General features: G+C 51.3%; 1 protein-coding gene. It reads right to left on the reverse strand.

Annotated features, from left to right (window positions below; all coding sequences use genetic code 11):
- Window positions 1-505, reverse strand: a 505-nt coding sequence (locus R7P74_RS29730; protein ID WP_318124344.1) for a SulP family inorganic anion transporter, incomplete at both ends; no start/stop codon positions are given.

The raw sequence follows: 505 nt of genomic DNA on the forward strand, positions 1-505 counted from the left end.
AATGGTGATGGCAGCCACAATCGATACCAATTGCGACTTTCCCCCATTGGCGTCGTTAACGGCGGTACGAGAATCTGCGCCGCTGATGGCAAAGCCTTGCGAGAAAGCAGAAGCAATATTGGCAAACCCCAATGCCTGAAACTCTTTATTAGCGTCAATGTCGTAGCCGTTCTTCGCTGCGAAGCTGCGCGCGGTCAGCATCATGCTGACAAAGCTAACGATCGCTAAGTTTAACGCTGGCACGACGAGCTCACGCACTTCGCCAAGCTCAAATTGTGGGGCTTGAAATTGAGGGAAACCACCTTGAGTTAAGCCGACTACGGCCACGTCCATTTCTTGTAAGTGCAGTAGCCAAACCGATGCTGTAGTAACCAGTATGGCAAGCATTGCTGCAGGCCAAGTAGGACGGTAGCGTTTGGTTACCAAATAGACCACCACCGTCGCTACACTTAACGCAACGGTTGGCCAATGAAGTTCTGCCAACCGTTGTGGAGCTTCCCATAAT

The sequence above is a fragment of the Vibrio sp. 2033 genome (assembly GCF_033339735.1).